The sequence below is a fragment of the Curvibacter sp. GW821-FHT01G03 genome, assembly GCF_059422285.1.
The window spans coordinates 295,892-321,417 of sequence record NZ_JBWKWP010000003.1; the positions used below are offsets into that span (position 1 = coordinate 295,892).

Genomic DNA, 25,526 nt, shown 5'->3' on the forward strand with positions numbered 1-25,526 from the left:
ATGGCGGTGGATTGACGGGTTGTTGCTCAGGTTCACAGGGGCAGGGCTTGATGCGATGATGGGTGCGATTGGCAGAACCGATGGTTTTGAGGGAGCAATCCGACAGGGAATTCGATCCGTGGTGTACTCCACGCGGTGCGAATCGGCCCGTCTGAGGTTCTGCCGACGCCGTTGATAACCCAAGATGCTCAAGTACCTGAAATCCCTGCTCCACGGCACCGCGGCCATCGCCCGCGCCGAACTGGCCCTGCTGCGCCGCTATCCGCGGGTTTGGCTGGCCATTCTGGCGGTGGGCGTGGTGCCTGCCCTGTACTCGCTGATCTACCTCACCAGCGTGTGGGACCCCAGTGGTCACACGGCCGAGTTGCCCGTGGGCATCGTCAACCACGACCTGGGCCTGCATTACCGCGGGCACGATGCCAATGTGGGCAGCCACCTGACCGATACCTTGCTGGACCGCAAGGCCTTTGGCTTTCGCATGTACGAATCGCTGGAAGATGCCCGCGAGGCCGTGCGCCGTGGCGACTTGGCCTTTGCGCTGCTGATCCCGCCCAATTTCAGTGCCAATGCGGTGCCAGGCACGGCCCGCGGGGCCGGCCAGATGGTGATCTACACCTCGGAGGGCAACAACTACAGCTCGGCCAACTTGGCGCGGCGCTTTGCCTCGGAGCTGGACCACCAGGTCAACGAGATGCTCAACGAGCAGCGCTGGTCCATGGTGCTGGACACAGCCTCGGCGTCCGAAGACCGCCTGACCCAGTTGCGCAACGCCCTGAGCCAGTTGCGCGAGGGGGCAGACACCCTGGCCAAGGGCAGCCACCAGTACCGTGACGCCGCCCACCAGGTGGGCGAGGGCTTCAAGGAGGTCAATGGCGGTATCCGAACCATCGAGTCTCACTGGCCGGCCAGCAACGATCTGCGCGCCCTCAAATCCGGTGCGCAGCAGTTGAGTGCCGGCCAGCGCGAGCTCGGCAGCGGGCTGGCCCAGATCGGCAACGGGCTGGAGCAACTGGAGGGCGGTGCCGGCCAGTTGTTCACTGGCGCCCGCAAGATGCAGACCGAAACCGAGGGCCTGTGGCTGGTGGGCGATCGCATCGCCGCCGGGGCCGGCCAATTGGCTGAAGGGGCCGACAAGCTGCAGCAAGGCTTGAAGCAGGCCCGAGCAGCGAACAAGCAGGCTGTGGCCGGCAACCGCCAATTGATCAGTGGCCAGACCCAGTTGGAGACCGGCGTGGGCCAGCTCACCGACGGGGTGCAGGCCTTGGGCGATGGCGTGCACAAGCTGGCCAGCAAGCTGCCTGCCGACCGCCAACTGGACGAATTCACCGCAGGCGGGGTGCAATTGGCCGACGGGGCCAACCGGCTGCTCACGGGCATCAAGACCATTGAGGCGGCCATCCCGTCCTCGCTGGCCAAGCTGGAGGGCAATGCCTCGGGTCTGGCCGAATCGGTGGCCCTGCGGGTGGAGGTGGCTGCGCCGGTGCCCAACAACGGCACGGCCTTCATCCCCAACATGGTGTCGGTGGCCTTGTGGATCGGCGCCGTGATGGCGGGTTACCTGTTCAACATGAGCCTGGTGCTGCGGGTGCATGGGCATGTGCCGCGCCTGGCCAAGACCCTGGGCAAGATGACCGTGCCGGTGCTGGTGGTGCTGGTGCAGGTGTTGCTGGTCGAGATCACGCTGCTGTTCGTGCTGTCGGTGCAGACGCCGCGGGTGGCCGCCCTGGGGCTGACCATGGTGCTGGCCTCGGTGGTGTTTCTGGCAGTGTTGTCGGCCATGGTGCATGTGTTTGGTGAATTCGGCCGGATCCTGACCGTGCTGCTGCTCACGCTGCAGTTGTCGGCCGGCGGCGGGGTGTTGCCGGTCGAGTTGTCGGCGGGTTTCTTCCGGGCCGTGCATGCGTGGCTGCCCTTCAGTTGGGTGGTGCAGGCCTTCCGCACCGTGTTGTTCGGGGCGTTTGACAACCGCTGGGGCCATGCCTGTGGCATGGTGGCCCTGGCGGGGGTGGTGGCCACCGCGTTGATCGCGTTGTTTGGCCGCTGGGTGCATGTGGAGCCCGACCTTTATCAGCCAGCGGTCAAGGTCTGAGGACGGGTGGGGGCCTTCGGCGAAGGCCCTTGTGGACCAATGTGGCAGGTCCTGTCAGGCGCCCGCCTGACCGGGGCCGACCCGTGGCAGGCCGACATCGGCCTGCTTGTTCCTCCCGACCGCGCCTCCCAACCGAGAAAGGCACCCTATGAACATCACCTCCAATGGCATCCACATCGAAGTGGAAGACCAGGGCCCGCACGACGCGCCCGCCGTCTTGTTGATCATGGGCCTGGGCATGCAGCTGATTGCCTGGCCTCCGTACTTTGTACAACCCTTGCTGGACGCCGGCTACCGTGTGATCCGCTTTGACAACCGCGATGTCGGCCTGTCGCAGCATTTTGACGAGCTGGGCCCGCCCAACCTGCCCTGGGCGCTGGCACGGCTGCCCTTGGGCCTGCCGGTCAAGCCGCCTTACACCGTGCACGACATGGCGCTGGATGCCCTGGGCGTGCTCGATGCACTGGGCGTGCGCAAGGCGCATGTGGTGGGCGTCAGCATGGGCGGCATGATCGCCCAGCGCGTGGCCTTGGCCGCCCCCCAGCGCCTGCTCAGCCTGACCAGCATCATGAGCAGCAGCGGTGCGGCCGGCCTGCCCCAGGCGGCCCCCGAGGTGTTGGGCGCCCTGGTGAACCCGCCACCCGCCGATCCTGCCAAGGCCCTGGATCACTTCATCAAGCTTTACCAGCTGATCGGCAGCCCGGCCTTCCCGGCCGACGTGGCGCAGATGCGTGAGCGCATTCTGGCGGGCGTGCAGCGTGCCTTTCACCCGGTGGGCACAGCGCGGCAAATGTTGGCTGTGGTGTGCGACAGCGGCCGAGCCGAAGAACTTCGGACCCTCCGCACGCCCACCCTGGTGCTGCATGGCAAGCAAGACCCGCTGGTGCCCTACGCCTGTGGTGAGGACACGCGCCGCCGCATCCGGGGCGCCCAGATGGTCGGCATCGAGGGCATGGGTCACGACCTGCCCCCGGGGGCCGTGGCCCTGCTGCTGGAAGCCTTGCTGCCGCATCTGAAAAGTCATTGAAGCGTTCGCTGAACCCTGTGCATTGCGACAGGTCATGAAAGGGGCTGAAGCCCACGGGCCACCGCCCTGAAGCGGCCCGTGGCCGCTTCTTTCATGCTGGGTGTGCGGTGGCTGCTCGCCACCAGGGGCAGACCGCACCGCACGGCCCTTTCATTGGACCTTTCTTTAAATCCGGTTGTCTGTCTTGAGCAGATGAGTGGCCGATCGGTTCGGGGGCACCGCGGGGATGGCGGGCCGCTGTGAGGGCTCAGAGGGGCTTGCCCCTGTCTGCAACAGGCTTTTGGCCATTCGGATGAAGCATGTTGGGCTGTCGCACCGCTCTGCCGCAGTGGGGCGACAGCCTTTGAGTTCGGGGCGTCTCAGCAGACCACAAAGCGGTGTTCGACGGTCATATCAAGTACCACCCATCGACAGACCGTTCGCTGTGAGCGAGTTCGGGGAAACCCAGGCGAGCCTGAGTGCTTCGCTTCCTAAAGTGGCTCACTTCAGGGAAGCGAACCGAATGAAGACAACGACCCACTTCGTCCCCGAGCCGTGCGACGAAAGCCCCTCTGTCACGGCTACAACAGATTCAGTGTCTGGCGCTGATCTGTACGCACAGCACCTGCATCGATTCGAGGCCGCACAGCGTGCCTGCCGCGAGCGGGGCCACTGGAGCGCCTTTGTGGATCACCCCGAGCTCTACCCCGCGGCCGACGAGGCGCGGCGTTCCGGCTGGGCCTTGCATCAGGGCCAGTTGGGGCAGCGCTTCGAGTTGACCCAACCCGGCACCAACGCCTGGCTGGGCGAGGAGACCTCGCCCTACACCGGGCAGGCCCTCGCCATCACCTACCCGCAAGCTGATGCCGAGGCCCTGTTCAAGGCCGCCAAGGCCGCCATGCCGCGCTGGGCCCATGCCGAGGTCGACACCCGCGTGGGGGTGTTGATGGAGGTGGTCGATGTGCTCTACCGCCAGCATCTGTTCGAACTGGCCTATGCCGTGATGCACACCGCAGGGCAAAGCTTCAACATGGCGTTCACCGGCTCGGGTGTGAATGCACTGGACCGAGCCATCGAAGCCCTGGTCCAGGCCCACCAGGCCTTGCATGCCGTGCCATCGCGGGCCCGTTGGGCCCGCCCCTTCGGTGCCGGTGAGATCTGCCTTGAAAAAACCTACCGACGGGTACCACGGGGTGTGGCCCTGTGTTTTGCCTGCGCCACCTTTCCCACCTGGAACGCCTGGCCTTCGATGATGGCCAGCCTGGTCACCGGCAACGCCGTGATCGTCAAGCCCCATTCGGGCTGCGTGCTGCCGATGGCGATCTCGGTGCGCGTGTTCCGTCGGGTGCTGCAGGCCGCCGGCTTCGATCCCAACCTGGTGACCCTGTGTCTCGACAGCGTGGAGCAACCGCAAGGCAAGTACCTGGTGCAGCATCCGGCGACGGCCATCGTCGATTTCACCGGCAGTGCCCGCTTCGGCCAGTGGGTGGAGCGGCACGCCGGGCAAGCCCTGGTGTTCACGGAAACCTCCGGCTGCAACACCGTGGTGTTGGCCGAAGCCGACGATCTGGACGCGGTGTTGCGCAGCCTGGCCACCAGCCTGTGCCTGTTCAGTGCGCAGATGTGCACCAGCCCGCAGAACATCTACCTGCCACGTGACGGTGTGCTCACGCCCCAGGGGCGCGTACCGGTCCAGACCGTGGGCGAGCGGCTGGTGCACTTCATCGATCAGATTGCCGGTGACCCGCGGCGCGCCGCCATGATGCTGGCCACCCTGCAGTCGGCGCAGACGCTGGCCCTGCTGGACGAGCTTACCCGGGAGGGCACGCGCTGCGGTCAGGTGTTGCGGCAAGCCACGCCTTACGTCCATCCCGAGTTCCCGCAGGCCCGCACCGCATCGCCGCTGCTGATTTGCGTGAACCGCTCTGAGCGAGGCCTGTACGGCGAGGAGCGCTTCGGGCCCGTGGCCTTTCTGATCGTGTGCGAAGACGCCGAGGCGGCCCTGCAGCAGGCCTGTTCCGATGTCTCCGAGTTTGGCGGCCTCACGGCCTTTGTCTATGCAAAAGACCCAGGCTTCATTGCCCGGGCCGAAGAGGCTTATGCCCTGGCCGGCGCTCAGCTCACGATCAACCTCACCGGCCCGATGCCGCTCAACTTTGCTGCCGCCTACAGCGACTACCACGTGACGGGGCTCAACCCGGCCGGCAACGCCTGCCTGACCGACCTGGCCTTTGTGAGCGCGCGCTTTCGCATTGCCCAGGCTCGGCGACCCGCGTCTGCCCTGGCTTTGTCAGGAGATCCATCGTGAAGATCGGCATGAAACCATTCTTGCGTGTGGCCTCGGCCGCCACCCTGGCCTTCAGTGCCGCAGCCCATGGCCAGGCCGAGGGAACCCTGTCCCTGGGCGGACAGATCAAAGTTGGCGTCCAGAGCTTGCACTACGGCGGCGGACAAGGGCCGGCTCAGCCGGGCCCCTTCTCGCAGCACAAAACAATCCTGAGCGACAACTCGTCCTGGTTCTATTTGCGCGGCGAGGAACCTCTGGACGCGCAGACCTCGGTGTTCTTTCACATGGAGCGAGGCTTTCTTCTCAGCAGTGGCGAGATGGGGACCGAGCTTTCGCCCGCGCGTTCCCATGCGGTGGGCTTCAAGAACTCGCAATGGGGCCGATTGCTGGTCGGACGTTGGTCTACCTACCATTCCGCCGACGCTGCGCTGAGCCACAACGGCATCTACGACGCCGGCCCCTATGCCAGCGGGACCCTGAACATGCTGGGTTCGATTGGTCGCAGTCTCTCCTATTTTGCGGGCGGCATCCTGTCGAATCTGGTGCGCTACGACTCGCCACGCTGGTCCCACATCGGCTTCAGTGCGACCTACGGCTTCGATGCTCCGAACCCCCAGCGCCCCAGGAACCACACGCTCAACTTCAACCCCACCTACAACGATGGGCAACTGGTGTTGTACTGGAACACGCTGTACCGTGCCCGCCAGCCGGGAGAGGGGGAATGGCAGCACCTGAGCCACGACCAACATGCCAACCGCCTTGGGGTGGCCTACCAGTTCGACAACGGGTTCAAGGTGGCCTGGTTGTGGGATCGCAACCGGGTGGCCGGCCCATCGATCCCCGAGCGCTCATTGAGTCGAGATGCCTGGGCGATACCGGTGATCTACCGCGAGGGCCCACATCTTTGGCATGTGACCTATGGTGAGGCCCGTCCCTACCAGGCGGACGGTCAGACCCGACCCGACACCGGTGCCCGCATGTTCACGGTGGGCTACGAGTACGCGCTGTCCAAGCGCAGTGCGCTGGCGCTGAGCTATTCCACCGTCAGCAACCAGGCCCATGCGGCCTACGACTTCTGGTACCCCACCAACACCCTGCCCCTGCCCTCCGGCATGGAGGGCTTTCGCTCGCAATCGATCTACGCGGGCATCAAGCACACCTTCTGAGCGCACCAGCAACCCCCATCGACCAAGGAGAACCCATGAACATGAATGACATTCCCGTCCTCCAGGGCGGCTTTGCCCCCATCGACCAGGAACACTCGGTGGAACTGACGGACATCGAAGGCGAGATCCCCAAGGACCTGTCGGGCATGCACGTGCGCAACGGCCCCAACCGCCGTTTTGAGGCCCCAGGCCGCTACCACTGGTTTGACGGTGACGGCATGCTGCATGCGGTGCGGTTCGAAGGCGGCAAGGCCCATTACATGAACCGTTGGGTGCAGACCGATGGCCTCCAGGAGGAACTGGCGGCAGGGCAGGCCCTGTGGCAGGGCATCAAGGACCCACCGCGCAAGAGCCGGCCCGACATGCCGATCAAGAACACCTCCAACACCGACGTGAAGTTCTACGCCGGCAAGCTGATCTCGATGTGGTACCTGGGCGGGGCGGTGTACCAGGTCAACCCCCAGGACTTGTCGACCGTGGGGCGCCTGGAGTTCGATCCACGTTTGAAAGGCGTGCCCATTTCAGCGCACTCCAAGGTGGATGAGACCACGGGCGAGTTCCTGTTCTTTGCCTATGGCAAAGAGGCCCCTTACATGCACTATGGGGTGATGGACCGGCATCACCAGCTGACCACCTTCATGCCCATCGAACTGCCCGGGCCGCGCCTGCCGCATGACATGGCGATCACGCCGAACTACACCATCCTGCACGACTTTCCGCTGTTCTATGACATGGACGCCTTTGCGGCAGGCCGGCACAAACTGAAGTTCCATCACCACCTGCCTTCTCGCTTTGCCGTCGTGCCCCGGCATGGCACACCTGAGCAGATCCGCTGGTTCGAGGCCAGCCCGACCTACATGTACCACGTCTCCAACGCCTGGGAAGAGGCCGACGGCCAGGGCGGCACCGAGATCGTCATGACGGGCACGCCCTTCCGTCTGCCCCGCGACGCCCATGGCGAGATCGATGTGGCGGGCTTCCCCAAGATGCTGGCGCACCTGGAGCACGATTTCATGTTCTACGAGTGGCGCTTCAACCTGCGCACCGGGCAGACCCGCGAACGCATCATTGACGACATCATCAACCAGGAGTTCCCGGTCATCAATTCGGCCATGCAGGGCCTCAAGACACGCTATTCCTGGAACGTGCTCATGGCCCGCCTGCGCCGACCCGAGGAGCCCCGCTTTGCCGGCTTGGTGCGCTATGACCTGGAGCGCAATGTCTGCACCACCTACCACGAGGGCACGGGCCGGTGGTTCAGCGAGGCACCGTTTGCACCCGCAGACAACCCGCAAGCCGAAGACGATGGCTACCTGGTGGGCTTCATGTGGGATGACGACCGACAGGCCTCGTTCGTGGTGGTCTTTGACGCCCGCGACATCAGCCAGGGCCCGGTCGCCCGCATCCGCCTGCCGCACCGCGTACCCCATGGCTTTCATGCCACCTGGGTCAGCGCTGAACGCCTGCGGCGCGGCTATTGATCAACCCCCATTTCAACAGGAGCGAACATGATCTTGGTCCAAGCTGAAAAGATCGCCAAGTGCGTCGAGCAGGGCTGGTGGGGCCACCAGACGCTGTGGGATCTTTTTGAAATACAGCGCCGCGAGCGGCCCGATGCCGAGGCCGTGGTCGATGCCTTCAACCGCAACGACTTCATGGATGGCGCACCGAGGCGCCTCAGCTGGGTGCAGTTGGGGCTGGAGGTTGACTGCTTCTGCCGTCTGCTGATCGATGAAGGTCTGCAGCGTGACGACGTGGTGCTGGTGCAACTGCCCAATTGCGTCGAGCAGCATGTGGTCTACCTGGCCTGCGCCCGCCTGGGGCTGATCATCACCCCGGTGCCGGTGCAGTACCGCGAGCATGAGCTGTCGCAGATCATGCGCACCAGCGGTGCCCGCAGCGTGGTGACCTGCGCCCGCATCGGGCGGGGTGCCAGCGCCCATCGGGCCGCCGCTTTCTTTGATGAGTGGCTGCGGCTCGCGCATCCGGGCACCCGCCTTCTGGCATGGGGGCCTGACCTGCCTGCCGGCCTCCGTGACATCGGGCCCGCCCTGGCGGTGCCACTCTCCCCGGGTGATCTGGCACGGGTTGAGCAGCGCGCGGCCGACGCGGGCGTGACCGCCAACGATGTGTTCAGCCTCTGCTGGACCTCGGGCACCGAGGCCGCGCCCAAAGCGGTGCCGCGCAGCCACAACGAGTGGCTGGGGCTGCTGCCCGGGGTGATCGAGGTGGCCGAGTTGCGGCCCCACATCCGCATCCTCAACCCCTTCCCCATGATCAACATGGCGGGCCTGGCCACCGCGTTCTGCACGGCGCTTCGGCTCGGGGCGACGATCGTGCAGCACCATCCGTTCAACCTGGAGGTGTTCCTGCAACAGATCCGGGACGAGGCCATCGATTACACCGTGGCACCACCCGCGGTACTCAACATGCTGCTGCAAAACGAGGCCTTGTTGAGCGGGATTGACTTCAAGCGCTTGCGGCGCATCGGGTCAGGGTCGGCCCCTTTGTCCGAGTGGATGGTCAGCACTTTTGCCGAGCGCTACGGCGTTCAGATCATCAACTACTTCGGATCCAACGAGGGCGCCTCGCTGGGCGGTGGCGCGCTCGACATGCCCGACCCGCGGCAGCGGGCCCTGTACTTCCCGCGCGCCGGTGCCGCTCGCCGCGGGGTGCTGACTCGCCTGGTCGATCTGGACACCGAGCGCGACATCACGGAGCCCGGCCAGGTCGGGGAGTTGCGCTACGACGGGCCCACCGTGTTCAGTGGCTACTTCAATGCGCCTGAGTTGACCGCCAAGGCCTTTGACGCACAGGGCTTTTACAAGTCTGGCGACCTGTTCGAGATCGCTGGGGACCAGGGGCAGTTCTACCGTTATGTGGGCCGCAGCAAAGACCTGGTGATCCGCGGTGGGGTCAACATCTCGTCTGAAGAGATCGAAGGGCTGCTGCAGGCCTGCCCGGGGGTCAAGGAGGTGGCTGTCATCGGTGTGCCCTGTGAGACCCTGGGAGAGCGGGTCTGTGCCTGTGTGGCACCCGTGTCGGGGCAGGTCATCACGCTGGAGGTGCTGACCGACTACCTGCGCTCGCAACGCATCGCGGTCTACAAGCTCCCTGAGCATCTGATGCTGATGCCCGAACTGCCCCGCAACCCGGTGGGTAAGTTGCTCAAGCGCGAGTTGCGCCAGCGCTTTGCGACCTGAGGCCACCGCCATGGCACAGACACCTGGGGCCCGCCTGCCTTCCCGTCGCCAATCCTTGGGCTGGCTCTCGGCCCTTCCGGGTCTGGGCCTGCCCGCATGGGCGCAACCGCCATCGAGCGCGGCCCCATCTGCGACAGACCCGCGATTGTTGCGGGTCGTGGTGCCGTTTCCGGCGGGCAACCTCATTGACACGGCATTGCGCCAGGTGGCCGAGGTCTTTCGGGAGTCGGGTGGCGACAGGCTGTTGATCGACAACCGGCCGGGTGGGCTGGGGGGCATTGCGGCCCAGCATGTGGCCCAGGCCGCAGCGGATGGCGGCACCTTGCTGCTGTCAACGCCGGGCATCTTGAGCATCAATCCGCACACGGTGCGCAAGTTGCCCTACGACAGTGAAAAGAGCTTTCGCTCTGTCACGACGCTGCTGTCGAGTTCTCTGGTGCTTGCGGTCTCGTCGCGGGTGCCGGCCCGGCAGCTGACCGAGTTCGCAAGCTGGGCACGGGCTCACCCGCGCGACGCAACCTACGCCTCTTTCACGGCGGGCAATACCTCGCACTTCGCCGGCGTGATCCTGAATCAGCGGCTGGGCCTGACCCTGGTCCACGTGCCCTACAACGGCACGCCTCAGGCGGTCCAGAACCTGGTCGGAGGGCAAGTCGACGCGGCCTTTCTGCCCTTGCTGGCGGTGCTGCCCCATCTGGCTTCGGGGCGACTGCGGGTGCTGGCGGTGACGCGGCCCGACCGGTCGCCTCTGCTGCCTGAGGTGCCGACCTTCAGAGAGTTGGGCTACCCCGAACTCGAGATCGGCATCTGGGCCGCCATCTCGGCGCCAGCGGCCACACCCGACGCCATGATCGATCAACTCAATGCCCGCTTCGTTGGCGCACTGCGCTCGCCCCAACTCCGAGAACGGTGGGCCTCGCTTGATCTCACGCCCCTGCCCAGCACCCCTGAGGACATGAGCCGCTTTCTGCGAGCGGAGTCCTCGCGCTGGAAAGCCGCGGTGCAGGCCTCTGGTTTCACCCATGAACCGTGATGGTGTGAGCCGTCACGGCGCATGACCCCCTCAACCCTTTGTTTTGAAAGCCGCTGTGAAACCTGTCTTGTTGCTGATTCCGGGCATGCTGAACACCCCCGACATCTGGGCCGATGTCCTGCCTTGGCTGCCCCCCGACCTGGACCTGCGTTTTGCCGAGGTGGCCAGCCAGGCTAGCCTGGCCCAGATGGCAGAACAGGCCTGGTCGTTGCTGCATGACCTGCACCCCGATCAGCCCCTGGTGGTCTGCGGCTACTCGATGGGGGCCTGGGTCGCCTACGAGATGCTGCAGCAGCGCCCTGGGCGGGTGTTCGGTCTGGTTCTGTTGGGGGCCTCGGCCCAAGCGGACACGCCCGAGCTGCTGCAGGCCCGCGAGAAGGCGGTGGCGGCCATCGCGCGCGACTTCGACAAGGTGGTGGCCGGCCTCAGCCGCTATGCCAGCCACCCGCGCTTTCATGGGCAGGAAGCCTGGATGGCGCGCGCACGCGAGCAACTGCGCGCCATCGGCCCTGAGGCCGCGGCGCGGCAGCACCGTCTGCTGATGCGACGCAGCGATGCGAGCGCCGTTTTGCGCGGGCTGCGCATGCCCGTTCAGGTGGTGTGCGGCGACGCCGATCAGGTCACGCCCCCCGGCTTGTCGCGTGAATTGGCCGCCTTGATTCCGGGTGCCGAGTTGTCTTGGTTGCCGGAGGTGGGGCACCTGAGCCCGTATGAAGCACCCCAGGGCGTGGCGGCTGCCGTGCAGGCTTTGCTGTTGCGGGTACGGCAGTTTGATCCCACCCAGGCGCAGCTGGCCGCCGGAACGGAGGCGCTGTGATGACCCGATGGCCTTCGGCGTGGCGGCTGCCCGTGGTGGTGGCCCCGATGTTTCTGGTGTCCGGCCCCGAGATGGTGCTGGCAGCCTGCCGCAGCGGTGTGGTGGGGGCCTTCCCCACCCCCAATGCGCGCCCCATTGCCCAGTTGGGCGAGTGGATGCAGCAGATCACCGAGGGGCTGGCGCGGGCGCGCGATGAGCCGCAACCGCATCCCCTGGGCCCTTGGTGCGCCAACCTGGTGACCCATTCATCGAACACCCGACTGACGCAGGACCTGGAGCTGGTCGCCCGTTTCAAGCCACCGCTGGTGGTCACGGCCCTGGGCAGCCCCGCGCCGGCCATGGCCGTGGTCAAGCGATATGGTGGCTTGGTACTGGCCGATGTGGTCAACCTGCAACTGGCCCGCAAGGCGGTGGCTGCGGGCGCGGATGGCCTGGCCTGCATCTGCAGCGGGGCGGGGGGGCACACAGGCTTCCTGAACCCGTTTGCCTTTGTCAGTGCGGTGCGTGAGTTTTTTGACGGCTTGCTGGTGGTGGGTGGGGCCATCAGCGACGGCCGAGGTGTGGCGGGCGCCCTGGCGGCGGGTGCCGACGCGGTGTACATGGGAACCCGCTTCATCGCTGTCCGTGAAAGCCTGGCCGCCCCCGACTACAAGCGGATGCTGGTTGATGCCCAGCTTGACGACCTTCTCGTCAGTGACGCGATCACCGGCACCCCTGCCAGCTGGCTCAAGCCCTCCTTGCGGGCGCAAGGCCTGGACCCCGATCGCTTGCCGCCGGCCCCCGAGCGTCATTACGACAGCCAAGACAGCGGCAGCCGCCGATGGCGCGATGTCTGGGCCGCCGGCCAGGGTGTGGGGAGCATCCGGGCCATCCAGCCGCTGTCCGAGGTGGTGGACCAGATCGAGCACGAATACCGACAAGCCTGCGAGCGCTTTCTTCAACGACAGCCAAGGAGTCCGTCATGACCGAAGCCATCTACATCCTCGGCGGCTATCAAACCGACTTTGCGCGAACTTGGTCGCGCCAGGGGCAGGATCTTTCTGACATGGTGCGTGAAGGCACGCTGGGTGCGCTGCAGAGCAGTGGCGTGGCGGCCGAGCACATCGGCAGCATCCATGTGGGCAACGCCTTTGCCGAACTGCAGCGGCAACAAGGGCACCTGGGTGCCATGGTGGCCCAGGTGGTGCCCGAGCTCTGGGGGGTGCCTGCGATGCGCCATGAGGGCGCCTGTGCCTCGTCCTCTTTGGCGGTGCTGGCCGCGATGGCCGAGATCGAGGCCGGCCGCTATGACTGCGTGCTGGTGCTGGGCGTCGAGGAACTCAAGAACCTGCCCGGTGACCAGGCTTCGCGCAACCAGAATGCAGCCTCCTGGCAAGGGCGGGAGGACATCGAGTGTCGCTTCATGTGGCCGGCGGCCTTTGGCCTGGTGGCCCAGACCTACGCCCAGCGCTACGGGCTGGATCGCCAGTACCTGAACCGCATTGCCGAGCTGAATTACGGGCATGCGCGTCTCAATCCGCTGGCCCAGACACGGCGTTGGCAGTTTGATCCGCTGAGCTTCACCGATGACGATCAGGCCAACCCGGTGATCGAGCCTGGCAGCCGGCGCCAGGACTGTGCCCAGATCACCGACGGCGCTTGCGCGCTGGTGCTGGCCTCAGGGCGCTTCCTGAAGGCGCAGGGCCGCTCTTGTGCGGGCCTGGCCCGCATCAGTGGCTGGGGCCACCGCAATGCCGGGCTGCGCCTGCGCGACAAGCTTGAGCGCAGCCAGGGCCAGCCCTATGTGTTCGGGCATGTCCGGCAAACCGTCGAAGACGCCTGGCGCCGCGCCGGCATCGAAGGCATCGACGCCGTGCATGGGGTGGAGACGCACGACTGCTTCACCAGCACCGAGTACATGGCCATCGATCACCTGGGCCTCACACCGCCGGGCCAGAGCTGGCAGGCGATTGCGGACGGCAGCATCGAGCGCGGCGGACGCTGCCCTGTCAACCTCAGCGGGGGCCTGATTGGCGCGGGCCACCCGGTGGGGGCCACCGGCGCCCGCATGCTGCTGGACGCGGCGCGCCAGGTCACCGGCCTGGCCGGGGCCTGTCAGATCGAGGGCGCCTGGCGCCTGCAGACGCTCAACATCGGCGGGTCGTTGGGCACGGTGGTCAGCTTTGTGGTGGAGGTGGACTGACATGGCCGCTGTGCAAGCCTTTGACAAGGCCCGGCCGGCGGGGGCCGGCGCCATCAACGCAGAGCACTGGAAGGTGCTGAGCCTTTCCACGCTGGGGGGCGCGTTGGAGTTCTATGAGTTTGTGGTCTTTCTGCACATGAGCCCCGTGATCAGCAAGCTGTTCTCGGCCTCGGATGTCGCGCCCTGGCTGGCCCAGCTGCAGGTGCTGGGCATCTACGCGGTGGGCTACCTGGTGCGGCCCCTGGGCGGCACCGTGCTGGCCGCTCTGGGGGACCGCATCGGCCGCAAGCGCCTGTTCGGCATCACCTTGCTGCTGATGGCCCTGGGCACCTTGGGCATCGGGGTGTTGCCCACCTACGCCCAGATCGGTGCCGCCGCGCCCATCCTCCTGCTGCTTTGCCGCACCGGCCAGGGCCTGGCCATGGGCGGTGAATTCCCGGCGGCCGCCTCGTATGTGATGGAGACGGTGCCGGAGAACCGCATCACTTTTGCCATCGGCCTGTTGACCGTCGGCTTCGGCCTGGGGTCGTTGCTGGCGGTGGGCATGATCCTGCTGCTGTCCAGCCAACTGCCGCAGGCCGACTACCTGGCCTGGGGTTGGCGCCTGCCCTTTTTGGCGGGTGGGCTGTTTGGCCTGCTCTCGGTCTACTTGCGGCGCAGTGTCAAAGAGTCGCCGGTGTTCTTGCAGATGGCCCAGGCTGCGCAGTCGGCACAGCGGCTGCCGTTCTCGGCGCTGTTCACGCGTTATCGCCGCGAGTTGCTGGTGGCCACCGGGCTGGCGCTGGTCTCGGGAGGGCTGATCCAGACCGTGCAGCTGTACCCGGTGGCGTACTTCCAGGTCGAGATGCAGTGGCCTCGGGCCTTGATGAGTTCCGCCCAGATGGGGCTGACAGCCAGCGCCATGGTGGTCACGCTGCTGACCACCGCGGCCGCCGACCGTTTTGGCAGCGCGCGCGTCATCACCGTCTTCGCCGTGCTCAACATCGTGGGCATCGCCGGGTTCTATGCCCTGGTCACACCGTCGACGGTGTTCTGGGGCTGGTCTGCCATTGGGGCACTCAATGCCGGCTTGATTCCGGTGGTCCTGGCCCCCATGGCCAGGGTGTTTCCGGCGCCCTTGCGCATCACCGGAATTGCCTCAAGCTACAACCTGGCCCAGGCCATAGCGGGCGGGGCGCTGCCGGTCTTGATGGGCAGCCTGTCGCACCACTGGCCCAGCGCGATGTGGGGCGTGCCTGCCGTGCTGTGCCTCGCCGCCATCGTCTGCGCGCCCATGGCGCAAGCGTTGCAAAAGCCGGTGACCCCTGCTTGAGGTGCTGAGCGATGCGGCTTCGCCAGTGGCGCAGCGGTGCCCCTGCTGCTGCTGCCCGGGGGGCCCAGGTGCCCCGGCGCGCGGTTCATGCCTTTGTCTCCAGGTCCTGGTGCGGAGTGTGTGTAGTGAGCGGTCGTGTTTTGGTGATGAGTGGTGTTTCCAATCGCAAGTTGATGCTGCAGATGTGGCCTGGTGCACCGGCCGCTCGGGTGTGGGCCTGAGCCGCCTTAAATTGCCCGGGTTCAGCCTGTTTCGTGTTGGCGCTGACCTTGGCAAGGCCCCGATGGCACGCCACGCCGACAACCCAGATTCCGGACCGGGTGCGACCTCGGCCCCACCCCCCACCGCACCGTGGTATTCGCTCATGAAGCCTTTGTTAGCCCTGCTGCTGCGCGGCCATGCCACGCGCAAGCACCGTTTGATGACCCTGCTGGGTCTGCTGGTGGCGCTGGAGTTTTTTGAGAACGTGATGTTTGTGTTCTCGTCCGCCCACGTGATGGGGGGCTTGGCGGCGGCGCCGGCCGAGTTCGTCGGGGCGCAGGCCGCGTATGCCATTGGCAGTCTGCTGGCCATCGTGCTGCAGCAGCGCCTGGTGCAGCACTGGGGCTATCGGCGCGTGCTGACCGTGTCCTTGGGCCTGTTTGCCTTGGGTTTGCTGGGGTGCTCGACCAGTGGCAGCTTGCAGCAGTTGGCGCTGGCTCGGGCCGTGCAGGGTCTGGGGGGCGGGGCGTTCTTCACCGCGGCCCGGGTCTTGGTGCTGCTGTTGTTTGCGCCGGTGGACCGGCCTCAGGCCATGCGCCGCTTCATGGTGCTGATGCTGTCGGCCAGTGCCCTGGCCCCTGGGTGCGCTGCCAGCCTGATCGAACGCTGGGGCTGGGCCTCGGTGTTTGTGGCGGTGGTTCCGGCGGTGTTGGGGGTGGCCCTGGGCCTGTGGCGTTGGTTGCCCGATCCGGTGGGTCGCCAGCATGAAGGGCTGCCCGGCGACCAAGCCTCGTGGCGGAGCATGGCGGGGCCCTTGCTGTGCTTTGCCTTGGCGGCCCTGTGTCTGCAGTGGGGCTTTTCGGAGGCCCGGCTCGATGTGCTGGCCCACCCGCTGCGCTTGATCTTGCTGGGCCTGAGCGGTGCAGGCTTGTTGCTTGGGTTTTTGTGGCATCAATGGCGGCACCCCACGCCTTTGCTGCACCTGCGCCAGCTCAACAGCCCGGTGTACCTGGTGGGGCTGGGCCTGTACTTTGTGCATTATTTTCTGTCCAACTTTGCGGCCTATCTGTTCCCGATTTATGCCGAGCGGGGCCTGGGCCTGCCCTTGCGCACCACGGGGGCCCTCAACAGCCTGGCCGGGGTGACCAGCCTGGTGGTGGCCTGGGCCTACATCCGCTGGGCGGGCCGGCTGCCGCACAAAAGACCGCTGATGCTGGCGGGCCTGCTGGCGCTGGCCTTGTGCGCCTGGGGCCTGGCCGGCCAGCCGGCCGGGGCGCCTGTGGGTGCTTTGCTGCCCGCCTTGTTGTTGAAGGGCGTTTTCGGGGTGTTGCTGGTCTTGCCTGTGGCGGGGTTGACCTTCCGGGAGCTGGGCGACAAAGGCTTTGCCCATGGCTACCAGGGCAAGAACCTGATGCGCCAGATGGCCAGTTCAGGGGCCAGCGCCGTGGCCGCCGTGATGCTGCAGAACCGCCAGTTTGCGCTGCACGATGAGCTGTTGGTCGGGCTGAGCCCGGAGCGTCCCGGCGTGAGCGCGTGGTTGTCCGGCATGACCGGCGCCTTGCAAGCCCGGGGCTTCAGCCCCGAACAGGCCCACCTGGGGGCCTTGGCCCAGTTGTCGGCCTTGCTCGACAACCAGGCCCTGCTGCTGGCCTGCGAAGACCTGTACCGGCTGTTGGCCGCCATGGCCTTGGTGGCGGCCCTGGTGGTGGCCTGGCAACGGCGCTTGCAGTGACCGGCAGGCCAGCGCGCTGCGTGGGTCAGCCCCTGAAGCGCTTGCGCGTCAGCGCCAGGGCCAGCCAGAAGGCGGCCACGGTGTAGCCGAGCAGCACGGCGCCGTGGCGCAGCGCGTGTTCGGGCCAGCGGTCCATGAACAAGGGGCGCACCAGCTCCACCGCATTGGTCAGCGGCAGCCAGTCGGAGGCCAGGCGCACCAGCTCGGGCAGTTGCTCGCGCGGAAAGAAGATGCCCGACAGAAACATCATCGGCGTCAGCACCAGAGTGAAGTAGTAGGTGAAGAAGTCGTAGCCTTTGGCCAGGGCGTTGAAGATCAGCGCGATGCTCGAGAACATGGCCCCCACGCCCAGCAGCACGCCCCAGGCCAGCAGCAGCTTGGGGCTGTGGCTGATGCCCAGGGCCAGCATCACGCCCATGATGGCCGTGACGGTGAACAAGGCCTTGAAGGCGGCCCACAGCATCTCGGCCAGCACCACGTCATCGAGGCCCACGGGGGCGTTCATGATGCCGTCCCAGGTCTTTTGCACGTGCATGCGCGAAAACGCCGAGTACAGGGCCTCGAACGAGGCGGCGTTCATGGCGCTCATGCAGATCGAGCCGCTGGCCAGGAACAGGATGTAAGGCACCTGGGTGTCGCCGTCGGGGGCGTGCACCGTGATCTGCCCCACCAGCGCCCCCATGCCGTAGCCGAAGGCCACCAGCCACATCAGCGGCTCGGCAATGTTGCCCACCAGGCTGGGGATGGCGAGCTTGCGCCACACCAGCAGGTTGCGCAGGAACACCGGCCACCAGCGGGTGGACAGGCTGGGTGCCCGCCACACCGAAGGCGGGGGTGGGTGGCTGGGGGCGGCTGGATCGGCGGTGGGGCGGGTCATGGTCGGTGGGGGCGTCATCAGGTTCTGGGGGGCGAATGGCGGCGTGAAAGCGCTCGAAGCGGCGTTCAGCCGTCCTGCCGGATCTGCCGGCCGGTGAGCTTGAGGAACAGGTCTTCCAGGTTGGCCGGGCGATGCAGGGTACGCAGGGCGGGCTCGGTGGCCAGGGCGGCCAGCAGGGGCTGGGCCTGGTGGGTGTAGAAAAACACCGTCTCGCCGCTGACCTCGGTGCGGCTGGCCAATGCGGCCAGCGGGCCCTGGGCCACCGCGGTGGCGCCGGCGCCATACACCTCGACCACCTCGGGTTCCAGGTGCTCGGCGATCAACTGGCGTGGCGCGCCTTCGGCGATCTTGCGGCCATGGTCCAGCACCAGCAGGCGGTGGCACAGGCGCTCGGCTTCGTCCATGAAGTGGGTGGTCAGCAGGATCGACTTGCCCTGTTGCATCAGGCGCTGCAGGCGCTCCCACATCAGGTGGCGGGCCTGCGGGTCGAGCCCGGTGGTGGGTTCGTCCAGGATCAGCAGGCGCGGGTTGTTGACCAGGGCGCGGGCCAGGCTCAGGCGCCGCTTCATGCCGCCCGACAGCTCGCCGGGCTTGGCATCGGCCTTGTGGGCCAGGGCGGCGAACTCGAGCAGCTGCGGCCCGCGCTCCAGCATCGTGCGCCGCGGGATGCCAAAGTAGCGCCCATAGACGATCAGGTTCTCCAGGCAGCTGAAATCGGGGTCCAGGGTGTCGAACTGGGTCACCACGCCGAGCTGGGCCTTGATGGCCAGGGCCTGCGCCGGCATGGCCAGACCGAAGGCGCGGATGCCCCCGGCCTCGGGCGTGGCCTGGCCCAGGCACATGCGGATGGTGGTGGTCTTGCCGGCGCCGTTGGGCCCGATCACGCCCAGGCACTCGCCGGGCGCAATGGCAAAGGACAACTGGTCGACCACCGTGGTGTCGCCATAGCGTTTTTGAAGGCCTTGGGCCTCGAACAGGGGCTCTTGCATGGGGGGCATTGTGGCCCAGGCAGGGCGCGATGGCGTGTCTGCGCCGTGACCCGTCCCCGGGGCTGAATAAAATGGCAGGTTACGTTCCATCAACTTCCAGGGGCCCCCTTGTCCGACCGTCTCGCGGTGCTGCCGCAGTACCTGATTCCCAAGCTGGCCCTGACCCGGTTTGCCGGCTTTGTCGCCCGCGCCCGGGCCGGCGCCCTGACGCACTGGATCATCCGTCGCTTTGTGGCCCGCTACGGCGTGGACTTGTCCGAGGCCCAGCAGAGCCAGGCCAGCGATTACGCCAGCTTCAATGAGTTCTTCACCCGGCCCTTGCGCGAGGGGGCCCGCCCCCAGGCCGATGCGGCCTACGTGTGCCCGGTCGACGGCGCCATCAGCCAGTTCGGGCGCATCGAGCGTGACCAGATCTTCCAGGCCAAGGGGCATTCCTACAGCACCCAGACGCTGGTGGGTGGCAATGCTGCGCTGGCGCGCCATTTCGACGACGGCGAGTTCGCCACGCTCTACCTGAGCCCGCGCGACTACCACCGCATCCACATGCCCTGCACCGGGCGGCTGCTGCGCATGATCCACGTGCCCGGCGATCTGTTCTCGGTCAATCCCACCACGGCCCGTGGCGTGCCCGGCCTGTTCGCCCGCAACGAGCGCGTGGTCTGCGTGTTCGAGGACGAGGCCCGCCGCCCCTTCGTGCTCACCCTGGTGGGCGCCACCATTGTCGGCAGCATGGCCACGGTGTGGCATGGCGTGGTCAACCCGCCGCGCCCGGGCACGGTGCGCGAATGGCGCTACGACACGCAAGAGGTGGTGATCGCCAAGGGCGCCGAGATGGGCCGCTTCCTGTTGGGCTCGACCGTGGTGATGCTGTTCCCCAAGAACACCCTGTCGTTCAACCCCGACTGGGCCCCGGCCCGCGCCATCCGCATGGGTGAGGCCATGGGCCAAAGCGTGCCTCAACCCGATTGACGCCCCCCTGTTTCTGTTTTTCAACCTCTTGACCTACCGGCGCACTGCGCCCCAGAACCATGACCACTCTCGGCACCCCCCTGTCGGCCTCGGCCACCAAAGTCATGCTGCTCGGCTCCGGCGAGCTTGGCAAAGAAGTCCTGATCGCGCTGCAGCGCCTGGGCGTCGAGACCATTGCTGTGGACCGCTACGAAAACGCCCCGGGCCAGCAGGTGGCCCACCACGCGCGCACCATCACCATGAGTGATCCGGCCCAGCTCAAGGCCCTGATCGAAGCCGAGCGCCCGCACCTGGTGGTGCCGGAGATCGAAGCCATCGCCACCCCCATGCTGGAAGAGCTGGAGGCCGCCGGTGTGGTGCGCGTGATCCCCACCGCCCGTGCCGCCCGCCTGACCATGGACCGCGAGGGCATCCGCCGCCTGGCCGGTGAAACCCTGGGTCTGCCCACCAGCCCCTACCAATTCTGCGACTCGCTGGCCGAGTTGCAGGCGGCCATCGATGGCACGGATGGCCAACCGGGTATTGGTTACCCCTGCATCGTCAAGCCCGTGATGAGCAGCTCGGGCAAGGGCCAGAGCAAGATCGACGGCCCGGCCGACGTGCAAAAGGCCTGGGACTACGCCATGGCCGGTGGCCGCGTGAGCCACGGCCGCGTGATCGTCGAAGGCTTCATCGACTTCGACTACGAAATCACCCAGCTCACCGTGCGCTCGGTGGGCGCCGACGGCCAGATCGTCACCAGCTTCTGCGACCCCATCGGCCACGTGCAGGTCAGCGGCGACTACGTGGAAAGCTGGCAACCCCACCCCGTGCACCCGGCCGCACTCGAAAAATCGCGCCAGATCGCCCAGGCCGTCACCGACAACCTCGGCGGCCAGGGCCTGTTCGGCGTGGAACTGTTCGTCAAGGGCGAGCAGGTCTGGTTCAGCGAGGTCAGCCCGCGCCCGCACGACACCGGCCTGGTCACCCTGTGCACCCAGCACCAGAGCGAGTTCGAACTGCACGCCCGGGCCATCCTGGGCCTGCCGGTGGACACCAGCCTGCGCAACCCCGGCGCCAGTGCCGTGATCTACGGCGGTGTCGAGGCCCAGGGCATCGTGTTCGATGGCGTGGACGAGGCCCTGGCCATCCCCGGCACCGACCTGCGCCTGTTCGGCAAGCCCGAGAGCTTCGTCAAGCGCCGCATGGGCGTGGCCCTGGCGCGCGGCACCGACACCGACCAGGCCCGCGCCACCGCCAAGCTGGCCGCCTCCAAGGTCAAGCCGCGGGTGGGCTGAACGAACCTTGGCCAGACAGTTTCCACACATTGACCTGGCCAGGGGGTGATTGCCTCACCCCAGCTTGCGATAAAGCGTCTGCCGGCTGATGCCCAGTTGGCGGGCCGCGGCCGAGAGGTTGCCGCGGGCGTTCTGGATCGCCTGCTGCACGGCGGCGCGGGAGATGTCGGCCAGTTTCTGGTCGCTGCCCATCGCGACGGCAGTCGTTGCAGTGGCCGGCACTGATGCCGGTGCAGAGGGGCTGGTGGCGGCGGGGCGCAGCAGGGCCAGCATGTCGTCGGGCAGGTGGGGCCAGTCGACCGTGGTTTCGCCGGCATCGAGCAGGGCGATGGCGGTGCGCAGCACGCTGGCGTACTGGCGCAGGTTGCCGGGCCAGGGGTAGGCGGCCAGGGCGCGCAGCAGGTCGGGGGCGATGCTCAGCGGCGGTTCGCCGCCCAGTTCATTCAGCAGCTTGCGGGTCAGGGCCTCAAAGTCGCTGCGCTGGCGCAGCGGCGGCAGGATCAGGGTCAGGCCGTTGAGGCGGTAGTACAGGTCGGCCCGGAAGCGGCCGGCCTCGGCCGCCTCGCGCAGGGGCTGGTGGGTGGCGCAGATCAGGGCGAAATCGACGGCCACCGGGGCGCCGCCGCCCAGCGGCATGACCTGGCGCTCCTGCAGCACGCGCAGCAGGCGGGTCTGCAGGGCCAGCGGCATGTCGCCGATCTCATCGAGGAACAGGGTGCCGCCGTCGGCCTCGCGCAGGCGCCCCAGGCTGCCTTCCTTGCGTGCGCCGGTGAAGGCGCCGGGGCTGTAGCCGAACAGCTCGGATTCGATCAGGTGCTCGGGCAGGGCCGCGCAGTTGATGGCCACAAACGGGCGGTGGCGGCGCGGCGAACTGTCGTGCACGGCGCGGGCGAACAGCTCTTTGCCCACACCCGATTCGCCATGCAGCAACAAGGGGATGGGTTTGCCGCACACGCGGCGGGCTTTGTCGGCGACGGCTCGCCAGGCGCTGTCACCGGTGTCGAGGGCGGCCAGGGCATCCTGCTCGCGGGGGGCCACGTCGACCGGGTTGCGCCGGGGGGCCGGCGCACGCACGACCACGCGTTGGCCGGGCTGGGTGCGCAACTGGGCGTGCAGCACCGAGCCGTCCTTGCGGTGCAGCACCAGGGGGCTGTCGTGCTGGCTGGCGGCACGGGCCAGCAAGGTGTCGATGCGGGTGTCCAGCACGCGGGCGATCGGGGTGGCCCCGATGTCCTGGCGGCTCAGGCCCAGCCAGGCCAGGGCCTGCCGGTTGGCGCCCATGATCCAGCCGTCCTCGGACAGCGCGACCACGCCCTCGGCCAGGGTGCCGATGCCGTGGGCCTGGGGGTGCAGGTGCAGACAGGTGCTTTGGCGGCAGGTGGTGGCGAACAGGCGGTTTTCGATCATGCGCGCCGCCGTGTTGACCAGGCCCAGTGTGTGCGGGTGGTGGCTGCGCTGGTCGCCCGAGATGTCGAGGATGCCCAGCAGTTCGCCGGTGGCCGAGACGATGGGCGAGGCCGCGCAGGTCAGGAAATCGTTGCGCTCCAGGTAGTGCTCAGGGCCGTGGATTTCGATGCCGCAGGCTTCGGCCAGGGCCGTGCCGATGGCGTTGGTGCCGCGCTGGCTTTCGTGCCAGCAGGCGCCGGCCTGCAGGGCCACGCGTTCGGCCTTGCCCAGGAAATCGGCATCGCCCAGGGTGTGCATGAGGGTCCCGTGGCGATCGGCCAGCACCACCATGCTGTGGCTGTGGCGCACCTGTTCGAACAGGTACTCCATCACCGGCTGCGAGTGGTTGATGAGGTCGATGTTGCAGGCCAGCGACTGGCGCAGCTCGCTGCCGCTCAGGTGGTCCACATGGTGCATGCCGCTGGCCGGGGTGAGTCCGGCGGCGAGGCTGCGCTGCCAGGAGCGGGCCACGCGCTCGTCCACCGCCTCCAGCGGCAGGGGGCCACCTTGTTGCAGGCGCAGCCGGGCCTCGCGCAGCACAGGGCCGGGAACGGGGTACGGGGTCGCCATGGTCATGTGTCTCCTGGGCGCTCGCAGCGCGCTCTGGGGCAGAGTTTAGGCGGTGTGACCCTCGGTGTGACACCGGCAGGGTTTGCGCGGGCCGGGTGTTCCATTTTTGGACAGGTGTCTTGCAATGCAACGTCCGCGGGCTGTCCGCCGGTGTCGCCATTTGACGCGTGACAAGGCGGTTCGCGCCGTTTTCAAGGGCTTCGGGTTTGTCCTTAATTGTTGAAAAAAGTCCTTGCCAATCAATGGCTTGCGGCGCAGGCCGGCGGGCATTTCCAGGGCCTTGGCCCAGGCTGGGTACGCGGTGGCACAGGTCTTGAGAAGCAGTGACGTCCGCCAGGCATGGGCCGGCGACTTTTCTGACAACAGCTGGAGACACGCATGATTTACGCCGCACCCGGCGCCGCTGGCGCCAAGATCGTCTACAAACCCCGTTACGACAACTTCATCGGTGGCCAATGGGTGCCGCCGGTCAAAGGCCAGTACTTCGACGTGATCACCCCGATCTCGGGCTCCGTCTACACCCAGGCTGCCCGCTCGGGTGCCGAAGACATTGAACTGGCCTTGGACGCCGCCCACGCAGCAGCCGACAAGTGGGGCAAGACCGCGGCCGCCGACCGTGCCAACGTGTTGCTCAAGATCGCTGACCGCATCGAAGCCAACCTCGAGCTGCTGGCCTATGCTGAAACCGTGGACAACGGCAAGCCGATCCGTGAAACCCTGAACGCCGACATCCCGCTGTGCGTGGACCACTTCCGTTATTTTGCTGGTTGCCTGCGTGCCCAGGAAGGTGGCATCAGCGAGATCGACGAGAACACCATGGCCTACCACATCCATGAGCCGCTGGGCGTCGTCGGCCAGATCATTCCCTGGAACTTCCCGATCCTGATGGCCGCCTGGAAGCTGGCTCCGGCCCTGGGTGCCGGCAACTGCGTGGTGCTCAAGCCCGCCGAATCCACCCCCATCAGCCTGCTGGTGTTGGTCGAGCTGATCGCCGACCTGCTGCCCCCGGGCGTGCTCAACATCGTCAACGGTTTCGGCCGCGAAGCCGGCATGCCGCTGGCCAGCAGCCGCCGCATCGCCAAGATCGCCTTCACCGGCAGCACCAGCACCGGCCGCGTGATTGCGCAGGCCGCCGCCAACAACCTGATCCCGGCCACCCTGGAGCTGGGCGGCAAGTCGCCCAACGTCTTCTTTGCCGACGTGATGGACCAGGACGACTCCTTCCTCGACAAGGCGATCGAAGGCCTGGTGCTGTTTGCCTTCAACCAGGGCGAGGTCTGCACCTGCCCTTCGCGCGCCCTGATCCAGGAATCGATCTACGAGAAGTTCATGGAGCGTGTGCTCAAGCGCGTGGCCGCCATCGTGCAGGGCAACCCGCTGGACACCGACACCATGATCGGTGCACAGGCCAGCAAGGAGCAGCTCACCAAGATCCTGTCGTACCTGGATCTGGGCAAGCAAGAAGGCGCTGAAGTGCTGGCCGGTGGTGCCCAGTCGCATCAGTCGGGTGACCTGGCCGGTGGCTACTACGTGCAGCCCACGCTGTTCAAGGGCCACAACAAGATGCGCATCTTCCAGGAAGAAATCTTTGGCCCGGTGCTGGCCATCACCACCTTCAAGGACGAAGCCGAAGCCCTGGCCATTGCCAACGACACCCTGTACGGCCTGGGCGCCGGCGTGTGGAGCCGCAATGGCAACGTGGCCTACCGCATGGGCCGCGCCATCAAGGCCGGCCGTGTGTGGACCAACTGCTACCACGCCTACCCGGCCCACGCGGCCTTCGGTGGCTACAAGGAATCGGGCATTGGCCGCGAAACCCACAAGATGATGCTGGACCACTACCAGCAGACCAAGAACCTGTTGGTCAGCTACAGCGAGAACAAGCTGGGCTTCTTCTGATCCGGCAGACGCTGGATTGAAACTTCTCTCTCTTTGACGCGCCCCGTCGCCCGGCCCTGGCCGGGTGCCCGGGCGCTTTTTGCCTTTTGCTTTTTGATCCGGAGGTGTTCCATGGTCGACAAAGTGATCGCCACGCCCGCGGCGCTGGCGCTGATCGCGCAACTGCGCGCCGAGCACGGCAGCTTCTTCTTTCACCAATCGGGCGGCTGTTGTGACAACAGTGCGGCCAATGCCTACCTGCCCGGCGAGCTGACCATTGGCGCGGGGGATGTGTACCTGGGCGACATCGGTGGCATCCCGTTCTACATCGGGGCCAATCAGTACGAGTACTGGAAGCACACCCAACTCATCATCGACGTGATCGAAGGCACGGGGGGCACCTTTTCGCTGGAGGGCCCCACGGGCCAGGCGTTTTTGACGCGCTCGCGCGTGTTCACCGACGCCGAGGCCGCCGAACTGGGGCTGTGAGCC

19 protein-coding genes are annotated in these 25,526 nt (G+C 66.7%); 16 read left to right on the forward strand and 3 right to left on the reverse strand.

The features are described from left to right. Window positions 1-184 precede the first annotated feature (184 nt). From AC07VS_RS05605 to AC07VS_RS05660, 12 genes are all read left to right on the forward strand, one after another. Window positions 185-2,089, forward strand: coding sequence for a YhgE/Pip family protein (locus AC07VS_RS05605; protein ID WP_494657833.1), 1,905 nt, complete (start codon window positions 185-187; stop codon window positions 2,087-2,089). A 148-nt stretch (window positions 2,090-2,237) separates the two neighbouring features. Continuing rightward, window positions 2,238-3,116, forward strand: coding sequence for an alpha/beta fold hydrolase (locus AC07VS_RS05610; protein WP_492350196.1), 879 nt, complete (start codon window positions 2,238-2,240; stop codon window positions 3,114-3,116). Window positions 3,117-3,690: 574 nt separating this feature from the next. After that, window positions 3,691-5,403: an aldehyde dehydrogenase family protein gene (locus tag AC07VS_RS05615; protein WP_494750390.1), complete on the forward strand. Its 1,713-nt coding sequence runs from the start codon at window positions 3,691-3,693 to the stop codon at window positions 5,401-5,403. Window positions 5,404-5,411: 8 nt separating this feature from the next. Continuing rightward, window positions 5,412-6,548, forward strand: a complete 1,137-nt coding sequence (locus tag AC07VS_RS05620; protein ID WP_494657831.1) for a porin — start codon at window positions 5,412-5,414, stop codon at window positions 6,546-6,548. A gap of 41 nt (window positions 6,549-6,589) precedes the next feature. Then, window positions 6,590-8,029 (forward strand): carotenoid oxygenase family protein, encoded by a 1,440-nt coding sequence (locus tag AC07VS_RS05625; RefSeq protein ID WP_494750391.1) that lies wholly within the window; start codon window positions 6,590-6,592, stop codon window positions 8,027-8,029. Window positions 8,030-8,056: 27 nt separating this feature from the next. After that, entirely contained in the window at window positions 8,057-9,751 is a 1,695-nt protein-coding gene (locus tag AC07VS_RS05630) for a class I adenylate-forming enzyme family protein (protein WP_494750392.1), read from the forward strand. Between the two features lie 10 nt (window positions 9,752-9,761). Then, the gene (locus AC07VS_RS05635) at window positions 9,762-10,784 is read left to right on the forward strand and encodes a Bug family tripartite tricarboxylate transporter substrate binding protein (protein WP_492350191.1); all 1,023 of its coding nucleotides are present in this window, start codon (window positions 9,762-9,764) and stop codon (window positions 10,782-10,784) included. Between the two features lie 55 nt (window positions 10,785-10,839). Continuing rightward, window positions 10,840-11,601 carry an alpha/beta fold hydrolase gene (locus tag AC07VS_RS05640; protein ID WP_494750393.1) on the forward strand — a complete coding sequence of 254 codons (762 nt, stop codon included), beginning with the start codon at window positions 10,840-10,842 and terminating at the stop codon, window positions 11,599-11,601. Beyond that, entirely contained in the window at window positions 11,601-12,566 is a 966-nt protein-coding gene (locus AC07VS_RS05645) for an NAD(P)H-dependent flavin oxidoreductase (RefSeq protein ID WP_494750394.1), read from the forward strand. Before AC07VS_RS05640 ends, AC07VS_RS05645 begins: the two co-directional genes overlap by 1 nt. Then, the gene (locus AC07VS_RS05650; protein WP_492350188.1) at window positions 12,563-13,783 is read left to right on the forward strand and encodes an acetyl-CoA acetyltransferase; all 1,221 of its coding nucleotides are present in this window, start codon (window positions 12,563-12,565) and stop codon (window positions 13,781-13,783) included. The genes AC07VS_RS05645 and AC07VS_RS05650 overlap by 4 nt, the downstream gene beginning before the upstream one ends. A gap of 1 nt (window position 13,784) precedes the next feature. Beyond that, window positions 13,785-15,095: an MFS transporter gene (locus tag AC07VS_RS05655; protein WP_494750395.1), complete on the forward strand. Its 1,311-nt coding sequence runs from the start codon at window positions 13,785-13,787 to the stop codon at window positions 15,093-15,095. Window positions 15,096-15,459: 364 nt separating this feature from the next. Next, window positions 15,460-17,028 (forward strand): MFS transporter, encoded by a 1,569-nt coding sequence (locus AC07VS_RS05660; protein WP_494750396.1) that lies wholly within the window; start codon window positions 15,460-15,462, stop codon window positions 17,026-17,028. A 25-nt stretch (window positions 17,029-17,053) separates the two neighbouring features. Here the strand turns inward: AC07VS_RS05660 and AC07VS_RS05665 are convergent, their stop codons facing one another. Continuing rightward, window positions 17,054-17,905, reverse strand: a complete 852-nt coding sequence (locus AC07VS_RS05665; protein ID WP_494750437.1) for an ABC transporter permease — start codon at window positions 17,903-17,905, stop codon at window positions 17,054-17,056. 65 nt (window positions 17,906-17,970) lie between these two features. Further along, the gene (locus AC07VS_RS05670; protein WP_492350184.1) at window positions 17,971-18,894 is read right to left on the reverse strand and encodes an ATP-binding cassette domain-containing protein; all 924 of its coding nucleotides are present in this window, start codon (window positions 18,892-18,894) and stop codon (window positions 17,971-17,973) included. A 108-nt stretch (window positions 18,895-19,002) separates the two neighbouring features. Here AC07VS_RS05670 and asd point away from each other — a divergent pair, with 108 nt between their 5' ends. Both asd and purT read left to right on the forward strand, forming a co-directional pair. Then, entirely contained in the window at window positions 19,003-19,863 is an 861-nt protein-coding gene (asd, locus tag AC07VS_RS05675; RefSeq protein ID WP_494657821.1) for an archaetidylserine decarboxylase, read from the forward strand. Between the two features lie 59 nt (window positions 19,864-19,922). Then, on the forward strand, window positions 19,923-21,140 hold the full coding sequence (gene purT / locus AC07VS_RS05680; protein ID WP_494750397.1) for a formate-dependent phosphoribosylglycinamide formyltransferase: 1,218 nt from the start codon (window positions 19,923-19,925) through the stop codon (window positions 21,138-21,140). 54 nt (window positions 21,141-21,194) lie between these two features. Here purT and AC07VS_RS05685 read toward each other — a convergent pair whose 3' ends face one another. Beyond that, the gene (locus AC07VS_RS05685) at window positions 21,195-23,156 is read right to left on the reverse strand and encodes a sigma-54-dependent Fis family transcriptional regulator (protein ID WP_494750398.1); all 1,962 of its coding nucleotides are present in this window, start codon (window positions 23,154-23,156) and stop codon (window positions 21,195-21,197) included. Window positions 23,157-23,534: 378 nt separating this feature from the next. Here AC07VS_RS05685 and adh point away from each other — a divergent pair, with 378 nt between their 5' ends. After that, window positions 23,535-25,055: an aldehyde dehydrogenase gene (gene adh / locus AC07VS_RS05690; RefSeq protein WP_494750399.1), complete on the forward strand. Its 1,521-nt coding sequence runs from the start codon at window positions 23,535-23,537 to the stop codon at window positions 25,053-25,055. Window positions 25,056-25,166: 111 nt separating this feature from the next. Continuing rightward, entirely contained in the window at window positions 25,167-25,523 is a 357-nt protein-coding gene (locus AC07VS_RS05695) for a DUF779 domain-containing protein (RefSeq protein WP_494750400.1), read from the forward strand. The last annotated feature ends 3 nt before the right edge of the window (window positions 25,524-25,526 follow it).

Coding starts and splice junctions, on each gene's coding strand:
- AC07VS_RS05635 (WP_492350191.1), top strand. CDS start 9,762: ATGGCACAGACACCTGGGGCCCGCCTGCCTTCCCGTCGCCAATCCTTG.
- AC07VS_RS05620 (WP_494657831.1), top strand. CDS start 5,412: ATGAAACCATTCTTGCGTGTGGCCTCGGCCGCCACCCTGGCCTTCAGT.
- AC07VS_RS05665 (WP_494750437.1), bottom strand. CDS start 17,905: ATGACCCGCCCCACCGCCGATCCAGCCGCCCCCAGCCACCCACCCCCG.
- AC07VS_RS05695 (WP_494750400.1), top strand. CDS start 25,167: ATGGTCGACAAAGTGATCGCCACGCCCGCGGCGCTGGCGCTGATCGCG.
- AC07VS_RS05650 (WP_492350188.1), top strand. CDS start 12,563: ATGACCGAAGCCATCTACATCCTCGGCGGCTATCAAACCGACTTTGCG.
- AC07VS_RS05630 (WP_494750392.1), top strand. CDS start 8,057: ATGATCTTGGTCCAAGCTGAAAAGATCGCCAAGTGCGTCGAGCAGGGC.
- purT (WP_494750397.1), top strand. CDS start 19,923: ATGACCACTCTCGGCACCCCCCTGTCGGCCTCGGCCACCAAAGTCATG.
- AC07VS_RS05685 (WP_494750398.1), bottom strand. CDS start 23,156: ATGGCGACCCCGTACCCCGTTCCCGGCCCTGTGCTGCGCGAGGCCCGG.
- AC07VS_RS05610 (WP_492350196.1), top strand. CDS start 2,238: ATGAACATCACCTCCAATGGCATCCACATCGAAGTGGAAGACCAGGGC.
- AC07VS_RS05670 (WP_492350184.1), bottom strand. CDS start 18,894: ATGCAAGAGCCCCTGTTCGAGGCCCAAGGCCTTCAAAAACGCTATGGC.
- AC07VS_RS05660 (WP_494750396.1), top strand. CDS start 15,460: ATGAAGCCTTTGTTAGCCCTGCTGCTGCGCGGCCATGCCACGCGCAAG.
- AC07VS_RS05655 (WP_494750395.1), top strand. CDS start 13,785: ATGGCCGCTGTGCAAGCCTTTGACAAGGCCCGGCCGGCGGGGGCCGGC.
- adh (WP_494750399.1), top strand. CDS start 23,535: ATGATTTACGCCGCACCCGGCGCCGCTGGCGCCAAGATCGTCTACAAA.
- AC07VS_RS05625 (WP_494750391.1), top strand. CDS start 6,590: ATGAATGACATTCCCGTCCTCCAGGGCGGCTTTGCCCCCATCGACCAG.
- AC07VS_RS05645 (WP_494750394.1), top strand. CDS start 11,601: ATGACCCGATGGCCTTCGGCGTGGCGGCTGCCCGTGGTGGTGGCCCCG.
- AC07VS_RS05605 (WP_494657833.1), top strand. CDS start 185: ATGCTCAAGTACCTGAAATCCCTGCTCCACGGCACCGCGGCCATCGCC.